Origin of the sequence: Bifidobacterium anseris, from assembly GCF_002860345.1 — a bacterium.
GTDB lineage: Bacteria > Actinomycetota > Actinomycetes > Actinomycetales > Bifidobacteriaceae > Bifidobacterium > Bifidobacterium anseris.
Window position 1 is genome coordinate 63,946 of sequence record NZ_NMYC01000006.1, and the last position, 12,678, is coordinate 76,623.

Below are 12,678 nucleotides of genomic sequence, written 5' to 3' on the forward strand. Positions count from 1 at the left end.
TGTTCCTTTTTTGTTTGGCGACTGGAGCGTTCTCCCATGCTCTCCAGTCCTGCCATTGTAGTGTACGCCCATGTCCTCGGCGTCGGCGCGTCCAAATGCGAGCCGGGGCGGCGGACACGATCGATGTCCGCCGCCCCGGCCTGCGTGGGCGATTGCCGAAGTACTCAGCCCTTGATCTTCTCGAGGACGATCTTCGTGACGGCCTTCGCGTCCGCCTGGCCCTTCGTCGCGCGCATGACGGCGCCGATGATTGCGCCCATCGGCTTCATGTTGCCGCCCTTGAGCTTTTCGACGACGTCCGGATTCGCGTCAAGCGCCTCCTGGACGGCTGCCTCCAGCGCACCGTCGTCGGAGACGACCTTGAAGCCGTGCTTCTCGACGATCTCGGCAGGCGTGCCTTCGCCGGCGAGCACGAGGCTCACCGTCTGCTTGGCGAGCTTGTCGTTGAGCTTGCCGTCGGCGATGAGTGCCTCGACGTCGGCGACCTCCTGCGCGTCGATCGGCAGCTCTTCGAGGCTGACGCCCTTGGCGTTCGCCTCACGCGAGAGCTCGCCGAGCCACCACTTCTTCGCGCCCGACGGCGTCGCGCCGAGCTTGACGGTCTCCTCGATGAGGTCGAGCGCGTCGGCGTTGATGACGTCGCGCATCTCCGTGTCGGAGAACTTCCATTCGTCCTTGAGGCGGTTGCGGCGTTCGCGCGGCATTTCCGGCATGATCGCGCGGATGCGCTCGACGTGCTCCGGCGTGATGTGGAGCATGACGAGATCGGGATCCGGGAAGTAGCGGTAGTCGTCGGCGTCCGACTTGACACGGCCGCCGGCCGTCGTCTGCGTCGCCTCGTCCCAGTGACGCGTCTCCTGCAGGATCTCGCCGCCGTCCTCGAGGATCGCGGCCTGACGGCGGATCTCGTACTGGATCGTGCGTTCGATGCCGCGGAACGAGTTGACGTTCTTCGTCTCGGAACGCGTGCCGAAGGGGTCGGACGGGTCGCGGCGCAGCGAGACGTTGACGTCGGCGCGCATGTTGCCCTGCTCCATACGGGCGTGCGAGATGTTGAGCGCACGCACGATGTCGCGGATCGCGCGCATGTAGGCGCCGGCAATCTCCGGAGCGCGGTCGCCCGCGCCCTCGATCGGCTTCGTCACGATCTCGATGAGCGGCACGCCGGCGCGGTTGTAGTCGACGAGCGAATGGTCGGCGCCTTCGATACGGCCGTCGGAACCGCCGACGTGCGTGTTCTTGCCAGCATCGTCCTCGATGTGCGCGCGCTCGATCGGTACGCGGAAGACGGTGCCGTCCTCGAGTTCGACGTCGAGGTAACCTTCGCCGTTCGTCGGCTTGTCGTACTGCGAGATCTGGTAGTCACGCGGCATGTCCGGATAGAAGTAGTTCTTGCGGGCGAACTGGCTCCACTCGTTGATCTGGCAGTGCAGCGCGAGGCCGAGCTTGATCGCGTAGTCGACGGCGGCCGCGTTGACGACCGGCAGCGAACCCGGCAGGCCGAGGCTCACCGGCGTCAGCTCGGTGTTCGGCTCGGCGCCGAAGGAGATCGGCGCCGGGCAGAACAGCTTCGTGTTCGTCGACAGCTCGACGTGCGTCTCGAGACCGATGACCGGATCGAACTTCTTGACGGCTTCGGAATACTTCATCAATTTTTCAGCCATAATATTCTCTTCCTGTCACCCTTACTTGTTGAGTCCATCGAGCCACGGCGTCTTGAGTGACTGCCAGATTGGTCCGTTCCAGTCCTCTTCGAGCGCGGCTTCGAGCGCGGCGGCCGGCTTGTACATGACCTCGTCGCGCTGCTGCGGCGCGATGAACTGGAAGCCGACCGGCAGGCCGTCGTCGGACAGGCCGGCCGGGATGCTCATCGCCGGCACGCCGGCGAGGTTCGCCGGGATTGTCGCGATGTCGTTCATGTACATCGCGAGCGGATCGTCCATCTTCTCACCGAACTTGAACGCCGTTGACGGGCTCGTCGGGGAGACGAGGACGTCGGCCTGTTCGAAGGCCTTGCGGAAATCGTCGATGATGAGCGTGCGCACCTTCTGCGCCGAGCCGTACCACGCGTCGTAGTAGCCGGCGGACAGCGCGTAGGTGCCGAGGATGATGCGGCGCTTGACTTCGTCGCCGAAGCCTGCCTCACGCGTGTAGGCCATCATGTTCGCGGCCGTCTGCGGGACGTCCTCGGGCGGCATGACGCGCAGGCCGTAGCGCATGCCGTCGTAGCGGGCGAGGTTCGAGCTGACTTCGGACGGCATGATGATGTAGTAGGCGCCGAGCGCGTACTTGAAGTGCGGGCACGAGACCTCGACGACTTCGGCGCCCATCGCCTCGAGCTTCTTGACGGCTTCGTTGAAGCGCGCCTCGACGCCCGGCTGGAAGCCGTCGCCGTTGAGTTCCTTGACGAGGCCGACCTTCATGCCCTTGAGATCGCGGTTGAGCAGGCCGTCGCGCGCGGCGGCGACCATCGGGCGCGGGCCTTCGGGGATCGACGTCGAATCGCGGCGGTCATGGCCGCCGATGATTTCCTGCAGCAGCGCCGAGTCGAGGACGGTGCGCGAGACCGGACCGATCTGGTCGAGCGACGAGGCCATCGCGATCGCGCCGAAGCGGGAGACGCCGCCGTAGGTCGGCTTGACGCCGACGGTGCCGGTGAGCGCGCCGGGCTGACGGATCGAGCCGCCGGTGTCTGTGCCGAGCGCGATCGGTGCCTCGAAGGCGCTGACGGCCGCCGCGGAGCCGCCGCCGGAGCCGCCGGGCACGCGGTCGACGTCCCACGGGTTCGACGTGCGCTGGAAGGCCGAATGCTCGGTCGATGAGCCCTGTGCGAATTCGTCGAGGTTCGTCTTGCCGAGGATCGGCATATGCGCGGCCTTGAGCTTCTCGATGACGGTCGCGTCGTACGGCGGGACCCAGCCTTCGAGGATGCGGGAGGCGGCCGTTGTCTCGATGCCCTTCGTCACGATCATGTCCTTGATCGCGATCGGGACGCCGGCGAGCTCGGGCAGCTCGGCCTTCTCGTCGTCGGACAGGTTGTCGAAGGCGTCGGCCTGCTCGAGCGCGGCTTCGCCGGCGATCTTGAGGAAGGCCTTGATGCTCGGCTCGGCGGCTTCGATGACATCGAGTTCGGCGGCCACGAGGTCGCGGCTCGACACCTCCTTCGCGCGCAGCTTGCGCGCCATGTCGTATGCGGACAGCTTGACGAGTTCGTTCTGGTCGGTCATCTCACTCCTCCCCCAGGATCTGCGGCGCGACGAACATGCCGTCTTCGGTCGCCGGCGCCGAGGCGAGCACCTCGGAGCGGTCGAGCGGCTTGGCCGGCACGTCGGGGCGCAGATAGGCCTCGAGCGGCACCGGATTGGCGGTCGGCTGCACGTCGTCGGTCACAGCCTCCTGGACCGAATTGATCGAATCGGCGATGACGTTGAGCTCGCTCTGCATGCGGGTGATTTCCTCGTCGGTGAGCGCAATCCGGGCGAGATCGCCCAGATGCATGATTTCTTCACGTGTGAATGTAGGCATGCCTTCAACTATACGAACCAAATGTGACGAGGCTCCACCACGAGGCGAGAGTCGACGGACACGAACGGCGCACGATGCGAAACGCGGCGATTGCCGACGTCGTCGGGCAATCGCCGCGCTGCAACACCATATCAGCGGCGGGACATCGTCACTTCACGTCGCGGCGGCACATCATCAGCACACCGACGGCGTAGAACACGACGCTCCAGACGACGAAGATCAGGCCGGCCATGCCCCATGCAGGCTGGAACGGCTGCGCGCCGTCGATGTCCAGGACCGCCGCCGCGTCGTTCGCGAAGGTGCTCGCGCCGGCGCTGAGGAAGGCCGTCAACGCGTTCGCCGGCAGGCAGTTGTTGATCGACGTGATCCACAGATAACGGCGGCCGAGCAGCTGCGCCATCTGCAGCACCGACGGCACAATCGTGAACAGCACGACGACGCACAACACTCCGCCCACCGTCGAACGGCAGATCGCGCCGAGCCCCATCGCTAGCACGGCCGCGAAGGCCATCATCAGCGGCAGGCCGAGCAATGTGACGACCGGCATCGCAGCCGGCGTCCATTTCGTGCCGGTCGTCAGATGTGGGCCAACCATCGCCGCGGCGACGCCCCACGCGAGCAGCACGCCGACGAGGGACGCGAGGAACGTGACGGCGGCGACGACGAGGGCCTTCGCATGCATGAACATCGCGCGCCGCGGATCCACGGTGAGCGACGAGACGATCGACGATGAACTGAACTCGCCCGTCAGCGCCATGACGCCGAGGATGCCGACGATGACGAGCGCATTGGAGGCGCCGGCGCTCGCCGTCGACCAGATGTCCTCATGGCCGACCGGCGTGATATCGGAGGCGAGCAGCGACAGCAGCCATCCCATCATCGCGCTGTTGATCAGCAGGAACGCGATCGTGAGGACGCCGAGCACATAGGTCGACGTCGCACTCCAGATCTTGCACCATTCGGCGCGCAGCGCGCCGCCGAAGGTCAGTCGCGGTGCACGCCGCGCGGTCGTTGTCATCGCGCTCATCGCGCACCTCCGTTCATCGTCGGAATCGTCGGATTCGCCGGCTGCGGCTGCCGCATCGCCTGCTGCGGCGGCATCGCGCCGATCGGCGCCGCGACGTACTGCGCGTGCGCATGCGTGAGCTCCATATACGCCTGCTCGAGCGAGACCTGTTCGCGCGCGAAACGGTAGGCGACGATCTGATTGGCGACGAAGCCGCGCGCGACGGTCTCCAGATCGGCGCCTTCGATGCTGAACGCGCGCGCATCGTGCGGATAGCCGTCCGCGAGCGCCGTCTCGGTGATGCGCACACCCGGCGAATGCGCGAACATCGCATGCAGCTTGTCGACGTCCGGCGTGACGACCGAGATCAGCGGCCGCGAATGTTCGGAGACGAAATCGGCGACCGTCGTGCATTTGAGGATGCGTCCCTGGCCAATGATGACGAGCGTGTCCGCGGTGAGCGCGACCTCGCTCATCAGATGCGAGCTGAGCAGCACGGCGCGTCCGGCAGCCGCGCTGTTGCGGCACAGGTCACGCACCCATTTGACGCCTTCGGCGTCGAGGCCGTTGACCGGCTCGTCGAGCACGAGGTTCTTCGGATCGCCGAGCATCGCGGCGGCGATTGCGAGACGCTGTCCCATGCCGAGCGAGAAACGGCCGGCCTTCGTCATGCGCGCGCTCGCCAATCCCGTCAGATCGAGCACTTCGTCGATGCGCGACTTCGGAATGTTGTTCGTGTAGGCGAGCGATTTGAGATACGCGTAGGCCGAACGATTCTTCGGCGCGCAGCGTGCGTCGAGCACGGCACCGACGCTCGCCATCGGCAACGCGCAGCGCGTGTAGGGGACGCCGTCGACGAGCGCGCTGCCCTCGTTCGGCGCGATGAGGCCGAGCAGGATGCGCATCGTCGTCGATTTGCCGGCACCGTTGGGCCCGACGAAGCCGGTGACGACGCCGTCGGGCGCCGTGAAACTGACATGATCGAGTATTGGTTTGGCGCCGAATGATTTGCAGACGCCGTTGAGTTCCATCATGAGGCCGCATCGTAGCAAGCGCACGCCGCAAGCGATGCCGCACGACCACGATACGGCGGCAAGATGAGATTACGGCCGGCGATTACACAGCCGCGTGCTGTGCGATCCATGCATGCATCGCCACGGCGGCGGCGGCGCCGGCGTTGATCGAACGCACGGAGCCGAACTGACTGATGTAGACGACGTCGTCGGCGAGCTCGAGCGCCTTCTCGGACAGTCCCGGCCCTTCGGCGCCGAACAGCAGCAGGCAGCGTTCGGGGAAGCGGTAGGTCTCGATCGGCACGGCGCCGTCGATGATGTCCATCGCGATGACCTTCGCGTCCTCGGCGGTGCGCAAGTCGCGGCATGCATACAGCAGTTCACGCTCCGCGTCGGCGGCGTCCAAAACACCCGCGTCGCGCGCGCGTTCAAGCGCGGCGATGCGCGAATGCGCCTCGTCGCGCTCGTTCGCAATGCGGCGCCGCCAGTCGTCGACGCAATCATGAATCGACGGATGATTGACGACGTGCTGATACAGCTCGGTCATCAACGCGCCCTTGCGATTCCATTTATGCGGACCGACGATGTGCACGCGGTTCGCCGTGAACGCGTTCGCCGTGCGCACGATCGACCCGATGTTGAAATCGTGCGTCCAATTCTCAATCGCGACTTCAAACAAGTGACGCCCGCGCATGTCGAGATCGTCGCGGATCGCGTCGACACTCCAATAGCGGTAGCGGTCGAGAACGTTGCGCCGGTCGCCCTCGTCGAGCAGCGCCGTATCGTAGCGCGCGTCGGCAGGACGCGGCTCGCCCGGATGCGCCTGCTCCCAAGGCCCCACACCCACTTCGCGGAACGACGGCTCGCCCGAGGCCTTTGCCGCCACATCGATCGGATTCGGTTCGTGCATCGTACGTCCCTCCCGTCTGCGCGTCGTGCCGGGAGCCGCTCAGTGCAGCTCGGATTCGTGGAAGGTCTCGACGAACGGCACTTCGGTGGCCTCGCCGCTGACCGGGTCGATGACGCGCACCGTCGGCTGCTCCATGTCGACGCCGCCGATGAGCGACGTGATCGCGACGACCTCGGCGCCGGCCGCGTCGACGATGCCGAAATCAAGGCTCAGTTCGTTGCCGTTGCGCAGTGTGACGAGCGACGACGTCTGCACATACGATTTCTCGGACAGCCACGAATCGACGAGGACGACACGGCGGCCTTCAATCGACGGACCCTTCGTGGCCGGATAGACGAAGTCCATGACGAAGCCGTCGAGCGCCTCGCCGCGCGAGGCCGCGGCGTGCATCATCGAGCAGACGATCGGCACGGCGGCGGCCGTCAGCGCGCCGACGGCGTCGAAGTCGGCGATCGAATAGCCCTGCTCCTCGAGCGTGTCAAGCATGATGTGGCCGATCAGCGACGCGCCGCGGTGGTCGAAGGTGACCGGCGACAGTTCGGAGAACGGACGGTCGGCCATATGGGCGCGCAGCAGCGTCTTGAGCTGGTCGCGCGGCTCCATCAGCGCAAAGGCGGCCTCGTCGGCCGTCGTCGGCGCGGCACCCTCGTCGCGTCGGGAAGCGGATGCGGTCTTGCGGAACGTGGAAGCTTCTTCACTCATGTACGCCAGCGTAGCCGTGCGCCCCGTCAAATCGAACAGCCAAATCACACAGCCAAATCACACATGCCTTCCGCACATACCATCGCGTACAGTGGTGGTGTCTCGAAACGAGTTGGTGTCGCCGGTGACGGCCGCCTCACGCAAACGCAGGGAGCGTCTATGGGATTGAATCTGTTCATCGCGGTGCTGTGCGTCGTCGTGGCGTTGCTGATCACGTTCCTGACGATCCGGTTCTTCTTCGGCGCCGCCGCGCGCGCCGCCGACGCCGAGGCCGGCGCCTTCCGCGACCAGCCGGAACAGGAGCCGGTGCACGCCGGCGACACGTTGCGCACCCGCCGTTCCGACAACGCTGCGAGCGTGCGGCTGCTGACGGCGCAGGTGATCGTCGCCGTCGTGCTCACACTGCTCGTCGTCATCCCCGATCTGCTGCACATGATGCGCCCGTCGCTGATCCCCCCGTGGCTGATCGCGCCGTGGCTGCAGGCGATCATCATCACGCCGGTCATGTTCTACAGCGGCTACCCGATCCACATCGACGGCTGGTCGGCGATCCGCCGGCGCGTGCCGAATATGAACTCGCTCGCCGCCGTCGGCGCGGGCGCCGCCTACGTCTACAGCTTGGTCGTCTGCTTCGCCGAGGATGTGCTGCCCGATTCGATGCACGACGTGTATTTCCAGGTGACCGGCGTCATCATCACGCTCGTGCTGCTCGCACGTCTGATGAGCGACCGTTGGCTGCCGCGACGCGCCGCCTTCCCGCTGCAGACGAAGGTCGACCGTCTGTCGCGCGTCCTCGTGCCGATCGTCTTCCTGATCGCCGTGTGGACCTTCGTCGTCTGGATGATCTTCGGCAGGCAGCCCGCCCTCGCGCCCGCGCTGCTGATGGCGATCGGCGTTCTGATCATCGCATGCCCGGTCTCGCTCGGCTGGGCGGCGCCGCTCGCCGCGACCTTCGCGACCGACCGCGCGCGCCGCGCCGGCATGCGTGTGCTGACGACGGGCGCGCTCCAGCAGGCGAAGGACGTGCGCGCCGTCGTGTTCTCGTCCACGCTTGCCGAAGCTTCACGTGAAACAATCGACGCATTGCTCGACCGCGGCTTGAGCGTCGACGTCGTCGATGCCTCCGACACCGCCGAGGCCGTGCACCGCATCGACGAACGCCGTGCGAGCGCCGACGCCGCGCTGATGTTCGTCGGCGACGGCTCCGAGGACGTCACCGTGCGCAACGCCACCGACATCGCCGTCGTCGTCACGAAGGACATCGACGCGAACTTCACGCACGCCGACGTCGTCACCGACGTGCCCGGCGGCGCATGCGTCCCGCAGCTGATCCGCCTGTCGAAGACGATGGTGCGCAACATCCAGGAGAACCTGATCTGGGCTTTCGTCTTCAACCTCATCGGCATTCCGATCGCCGCCGGCGTCCTCTACCCCTTCACCGGTTGGATGCTCGACCCGAGTCTCGCGGGCATCGCGATGTTCCTCTCGTCGCTCGCCGTCCTCCTCAACGCGCTGCGACTGCGCCGCGCGCGCATCGACCGCTGAACGCTGCCGCGCACATTGACGATATACGACGATGCCCCGGCGGGCGCTGCAGAGAGCGCCCGCCGGGGCATCGTTCATCGGTGACTATCCGCGCCTATCGATGACCATTCGTCATCGCGACCAAGTCACTTCGTCGAATCATCCGACTTCGCATCGTCCGACTTCGTGTCGCCGCCGATGTGCACTTCGGTGTCGAGCGGGTTGTCGTCGCCATCCATCGGGTTGCGCTGATGCACCGACAGTTCGAGATGGTCGCCGCCGGTGTGGTCGACGAGCACCGTCTCGCCGTCGTGGACCTTGCCGGCGAGCAGCATGCGCGCCAGCTGGTCACCGACCTCGGTCTGCACGAGGCGACGCAGCGGACGGGCGCCGTAGGCCGGGTCGTAGCCGGTGTCGGCGAGCCATTCGCGGGCCGCTTCGGTCACGTCGAGCGTGATGCGACGGTCGGTCAGGCGCGACGCGACCTGCTTGACCTGCAGGTCGACGATCTTGCCGAGCTCCTGACGCGTCAGCGGATGGAAGATCACGAGGTCGTCGAGACGGTTGATGAACTCCGGACGGAACTGCGTGTGCACGGCGTTCATCACCGCGTCCTGCTTCTCCTGCTCGTTCAGGTCCGGGTTGACGAGGAACTGCGAGCCGAGGTTGGACGTCATGATCAGGATCGTGTTCTTGAAGTCGACGGTGCGACCCTGGCCATCGGTCAGACGGCCGTCGTCGAGCACCTGCAGCAGGATGTCGAAGACCTCACGGTTCGCTTTCTCGACCTCATCGAAGAGCACGACCGAGTACGGACGACGACGCACGGCCTCGGTGAGCTGGCCACCCTCCTCGTAGCCGACGTAGCCGGGGGCCGCGCCGATGAGGCGGGACACGGAGGACTTCTCCATGTACTCGCTCATGTCGATGCGGACCATCGCCTTCTCGTCGTCGAAGAGGAATTCGGCGAGCGCCTTCGCGAGCTCGGTCTTGCCGACGCCGGTCGGTCCCATGAACAGGAACGAACCGGTCGGACGGTTCGGATCCGAGATGCCGGCGCGCGAGCGGCGCACGGCGTCAGAGACCGCTTCGACGGCTTCCGGCTGTCCGATGACGCGTTCGTTGAGGTACTCCTCCATATGCAGCAGCTTCTCGTTCTCGCCCTGCATCAGACGGCCGACCGGGATGCCGGTCCATTCCGAGATGATGCCGGCGATCGAGTCGGCGTCCACATGGTCGGGGACCATCGGCTCTTCCTTGTGCGCATACTCGGAGGCCTGCTCGTCGGCCGTCTCCGCGGCGGCGAGCTCCTTCTGGATCTGCGGGATCTCGCCGTAGAGGATGCGGCTCGCCTGCGCGAGGTCGCCGGCGCGCGTCGCCTTGTCGGCCTCGACGCGCTTCTCGTCGAGCTTGGCGCGCAGGTCGCCGACCTTGTTGCGGTCCGCCTTTTCGGCGTCCCAACGGGCCTTGAGACCATGCAGCTTCTCGCGGCTGTCGGCGAGTTCGGACTGCAGCTTCATCAGCCGTTCCTTCGACGCCGGATCCTCGGCCTTCTTCAGCTGCATCTCCTCCATCTCGAGACGCGTGACCTTGCGCTGCAGCTCGTCGATCTCCTCCGGCTGCGAATCGAGTTCCATGCGCAGATGCGCGGCGGCTTCATCGACGAGATCGATTGCCTTGTCCGGCAGCTGACGGCCGGTGATGTAGCGGTTCGACAGCGTCGCGGCGGCCACGAGCGCGTCGTCGCCGATCGTCACCTTGTGGTGCGCCTCGTAGCGCTGCTTGAGGCCGCGCAGGATCGCGATCGTGTCCTCGACCGACGGCTCGCCGACGAAGACCTGCTGGAAGCGGCGTTCGAGCGCCGGATCCTTCTCGATGTTCTCACGGTATTCGTCGAGCGTCGTCGCGCCGATCAGACGCAGTTCGCCACGCGCAAGCATCGGCTTGAGCATGTTGCCGGCGTCCATCGAGCCTTCGGCCGAACCGGCGCCGACGACGGTGTGGATCTCATCGATGAACGTGATGATCTGTCCGTCGGACTGCTTGATCTCGTCGAGCACGCTCTTGAGACGCTCCTCGAATTCGCCGCGGTACTTCGAACCGGCGACCATCGAGCCCAGATCGAGGCTGATCAGGCGCTTGTTCTGCAGCGTGCTCGGCACGTCGCCGGCGACGATGCGCTCTGCGAGGCCTTCGACGACAGCGGTCTTGCCGACGCCAGGCTCGCCGATGAGCACCGGATTGTTCTTCGTGCGGCGGCTGAGGATCTGGATGACGCGGCGAATCTCCTGATCGCGGCCGATGACCGGATCAAGCTTGCCTTCCTTCGCGCGCGCCGTCAGATCGGTCGAGTACTTCTCGAGCGCCTTGTACGAGGCTTCGGCGTCCGGGCTCGTCACCTTCGCGCCTCCGCGGATGCCCGGGATCTGCTCGCGGATCTTTGCGGCGGTCACGCCGTTGCTGTCGAGGATCTTCGCGGCGTCGTTCGGCGTCGCCTCGGCGATGCCAAGCAGCAGATGCTCAGTGGAAACGTATTCGTCGCCCATCTCCTTCATCGCGGCCTCGGCCTTCGCGATCGCGGCCGTCAGCTGACGGCTCGCCTGCGCCTGCGTCGTCGACGATCCCGACGCGCTCGGCAGCGCAACGAGCGCGTTGCGCACGGCGGCGCCGATCGTCTGCACATTGCCTCCGCAGGCCTCGATCAGGCCACGGACGACGCCGTGCTCCTGACGCAGCAGCGCGTCGAGCAGGTGCAGCGGCTCGACCTGCGGGTTTCCGGCCGCCGAAGCGCTCTGGATCGCGTCGCCGAGCGCCTCCTGTGCCATTGTCGTAAACTTCTGTTCCATATCATCCTCCATTGCTGCACGTGGGCGCGCCTTCCCGGCTGTGCGTCGCGCACGACGGGGTCTGCGCGCCCACGGCTTCATTTGTCTGATATTGTCAACCGACGCCGCAGATCACTTATTCCCAGAACTTGAGTGAATCTCACTCAAGTTTTGAGATTCGATGAAGGCTACCGCTTCGACGGACCATCCTCTGCAATTCTGACGCAGAACATGAAGAAGGCCGCCCGCTTTCAGCGGACAGCCTTCTTCATGTTCCTTTCAGCTTTCTTTCAGCGCCGTGCACTAGGCGATCGCGAGCGCCGCGCGCCCCCTATGCACGCACGACGACGTTGCGCAGATCACCGATGCCGTCGACGTGCACGACCGCCTCGTCGCCCGGCTTGAGGCTGCCGGATGCGTCCGGCGTGCCGGTGAGGATGACGTCGCCCGGCAGCAGCGTCGAAAAGCTCGAGATGAACGCGATCTGCTCGGGGATCGAATGGATCAGATTGGCCGTCGTGCCACTCGCCTTCGGCACGTCCTCGCCGTTGAGCGCGAACGAGATCGCCGCGTCACGCCAATGGAAGTCGTCGCGCGTCACGATCCACGGGCCGAGCGGGCACGACGTGTCGAAGCCCTTCGCGCGCGTCCACATCGGGTCGGAGCCCTGCAGGTCACGCAGCGTCACGTCGTTGACGCAGGTGAAGCCGAGGACGTGATCCATCGCCTCCTCGACGGACACGTTCTTCGTGATGCGGCCGATGACGACGGCCACTTCGGGCTCGAAGTTCATGTCGTCGGAGCAAGCCGGGAACACGATCGGATCGTCCGGGCCGATGACCGAGGTCGACGGCTTCATGAAGATGACCATCTCCTCGGGCGCATGCCGCACCGTCGATTGGCCCTGCTCGAACATGTAGTTCGCATGCGCCTCGTAGTTCTTCGCCAGCCCGTACACCTTCGACGGGATGACCGGCGAGAGCAGCCGCACGCCGTCCGAATCGAGCGGAATGCGTTCGCCGGTCGGCCGCACCTGACCGCCGAAGGGGTAGCCCTCGAGCACGACGAGATAGTCCTTGTCCTCCGCCTCGTCGGTCTGCACGAAGGCGTACCGGGGCGTGTCATCGTTGGAAAAACGTGCAAGTCTCATACGGCACAGTGTACAACGGCTGC

Annotated in this window: 10 protein-coding genes; 1 reads left to right on the forward strand and 9 read right to left on the reverse strand. The window is 65.8% G+C overall.

From position 1 onward, the window contains the following. Positions 1–164: 164 nt before the first annotated feature. The 7 genes from gatB to CGZ88_RS08645 all read right to left on the reverse strand — a co-directional run bounded on the left by gatB (position 165) and on the right by CGZ88_RS08645 (position 7,156). Positions 165–1,664 carry an Asp-tRNA(Asn)/Glu-tRNA(Gln) amidotransferase subunit GatB gene (gene gatB / locus CGZ88_RS08615; RefSeq protein WP_101671645.1) on the reverse strand — a complete coding sequence of 500 codons (1,500 nt, stop codon included), beginning with the start codon at positions 1,662–1,664 and terminating at the stop codon, positions 165–167. Between the two features lie 21 nt (positions 1,665–1,685). Continuing rightward, entirely contained in the window at positions 1,686–3,227 is a 1,542-nt protein-coding gene (gene gatA, locus CGZ88_RS08620; protein WP_101671646.1) for an Asp-tRNA(Asn)/Glu-tRNA(Gln) amidotransferase subunit GatA, read from the reverse strand. A gap of 1 nt (position 3,228) precedes the next feature. Next, positions 3,229–3,525 carry an Asp-tRNA(Asn)/Glu-tRNA(Gln) amidotransferase subunit GatC gene (gatC, locus tag CGZ88_RS08625; RefSeq protein WP_026645428.1) on the reverse strand — a complete coding sequence of 99 codons (297 nt, stop codon included), beginning with the start codon at positions 3,523–3,525 and terminating at the stop codon, positions 3,229–3,231. A 148-nt stretch (positions 3,526–3,673) separates the two neighbouring features. Beyond that, positions 3,674–4,552, reverse strand: a complete 879-nt coding sequence (locus CGZ88_RS08630) for an ABC transporter permease (RefSeq protein ID WP_231371454.1) — start codon at positions 4,550–4,552, stop codon at positions 3,674–3,676. Next, the gene (locus tag CGZ88_RS08635) at positions 4,549–5,565 is read right to left on the reverse strand and encodes an ATP-binding cassette domain-containing protein (RefSeq protein ID WP_101671647.1); all 1,017 of its coding nucleotides are present in this window, start codon (positions 5,563–5,565) and stop codon (positions 4,549–4,551) included. The genes CGZ88_RS08630 and CGZ88_RS08635 overlap by 4 nt, the downstream gene beginning before the upstream one ends. An 82-nt stretch (positions 5,566–5,647) precedes the next feature. Then, positions 5,648–6,454: a TrmH family RNA methyltransferase gene (locus CGZ88_RS08640; RefSeq protein WP_026645426.1), complete on the reverse strand. Its 807-nt coding sequence runs from the start codon at positions 6,452–6,454 to the stop codon at positions 5,648–5,650. A 39-nt stretch (positions 6,455–6,493) separates the two neighbouring features. Then, the gene (locus tag CGZ88_RS08645) at positions 6,494–7,156 is read right to left on the reverse strand and encodes a type I phosphoribosyltransferase (protein WP_026645425.1); all 663 of its coding nucleotides are present in this window, start codon (positions 7,154–7,156) and stop codon (positions 6,494–6,496) included. Positions 7,157–7,315: 159 nt separating this feature from the next. On the opposite strand from CGZ88_RS08645, the gene CGZ88_RS08650 reads away from it, so the two are divergent. After that, entirely contained in the window at positions 7,316–8,701 is a 1,386-nt protein-coding gene (locus CGZ88_RS08650) for an HAD family hydrolase (RefSeq protein WP_101671648.1), read from the forward strand. 125 nt (positions 8,702–8,826) lie between these two features. Here CGZ88_RS08650 and clpB read toward each other — a convergent pair whose 3' ends face one another. Together clpB and CGZ88_RS08660 are read right to left on the reverse strand one after the other, a co-directional pair. Continuing rightward, the gene (gene clpB, locus CGZ88_RS08655; RefSeq protein ID WP_026645423.1) at positions 8,827–11,526 is read right to left on the reverse strand and encodes an ATP-dependent chaperone ClpB; all 2,700 of its coding nucleotides are present in this window, start codon (positions 11,524–11,526) and stop codon (positions 8,827–8,829) included. A 310-nt stretch (positions 11,527–11,836) separates the two neighbouring features. After that, positions 11,837–12,655, reverse strand: a complete 819-nt coding sequence (locus tag CGZ88_RS08660) for a fumarylacetoacetate hydrolase family protein (protein ID WP_101671649.1) — start codon at positions 12,653–12,655, stop codon at positions 11,837–11,839. Positions 12,656–12,678 lie beyond the last annotated feature (23 nt).

Bases quoted from the DNA above. Each gene is read 5' to 3' on its own strand.
- CGZ88_RS08645 (WP_026645425.1), bottom strand. From the start codon at position 7,156: ATGAGTGAAGAAGCTTCCACGTTCCGCAAGACCGCATCCGCTTCCCGA.
- CGZ88_RS08650 (WP_101671648.1), top strand. From the start codon at position 7,316: ATGGGATTGAATCTGTTCATCGCGGTGCTGTGCGTCGTCGTGGCGTTG.
- CGZ88_RS08630 (WP_231371454.1), bottom strand. From the start codon at position 4,552: ATGAGCGCGATGACAACGACCGCGCGGCGTGCACCGCGACTGACCTTC.
- clpB (WP_026645423.1), bottom strand. From the start codon at position 11,526: ATGGAACAGAAGTTTACGACAATGGCACAGGAGGCGCTCGGCGACGCG.
- CGZ88_RS08640 (WP_026645426.1), bottom strand. From the start codon at position 6,454: ATGCACGAACCGAATCCGATCGATGTGGCGGCAAAGGCCTCGGGCGAG.
- gatB (WP_101671645.1), bottom strand. From the start codon at position 1,664: ATGGCTGAAAAATTGATGAAGTATTCCGAAGCCGTCAAGAAGTTCGAT.
- CGZ88_RS08635 (WP_101671647.1), bottom strand. From the start codon at position 5,565: ATGATGGAACTCAACGGCGTCTGCAAATCATTCGGCGCCAAACCAATA.
- gatA (WP_101671646.1), bottom strand. From the start codon at position 3,227: ATGACCGACCAGAACGAACTCGTCAAGCTGTCCGCATACGACATGGCG.
- gatC (WP_026645428.1), bottom strand. From the start codon at position 3,525: ATGCCTACATTCACACGTGAAGAAATCATGCATCTGGGCGATCTCGCC.
- CGZ88_RS08660 (WP_101671649.1), bottom strand. From the start codon at position 12,655: ATGAGACTTGCACGTTTTTCCAACGATGACACGCCCCGGTACGCCTTC.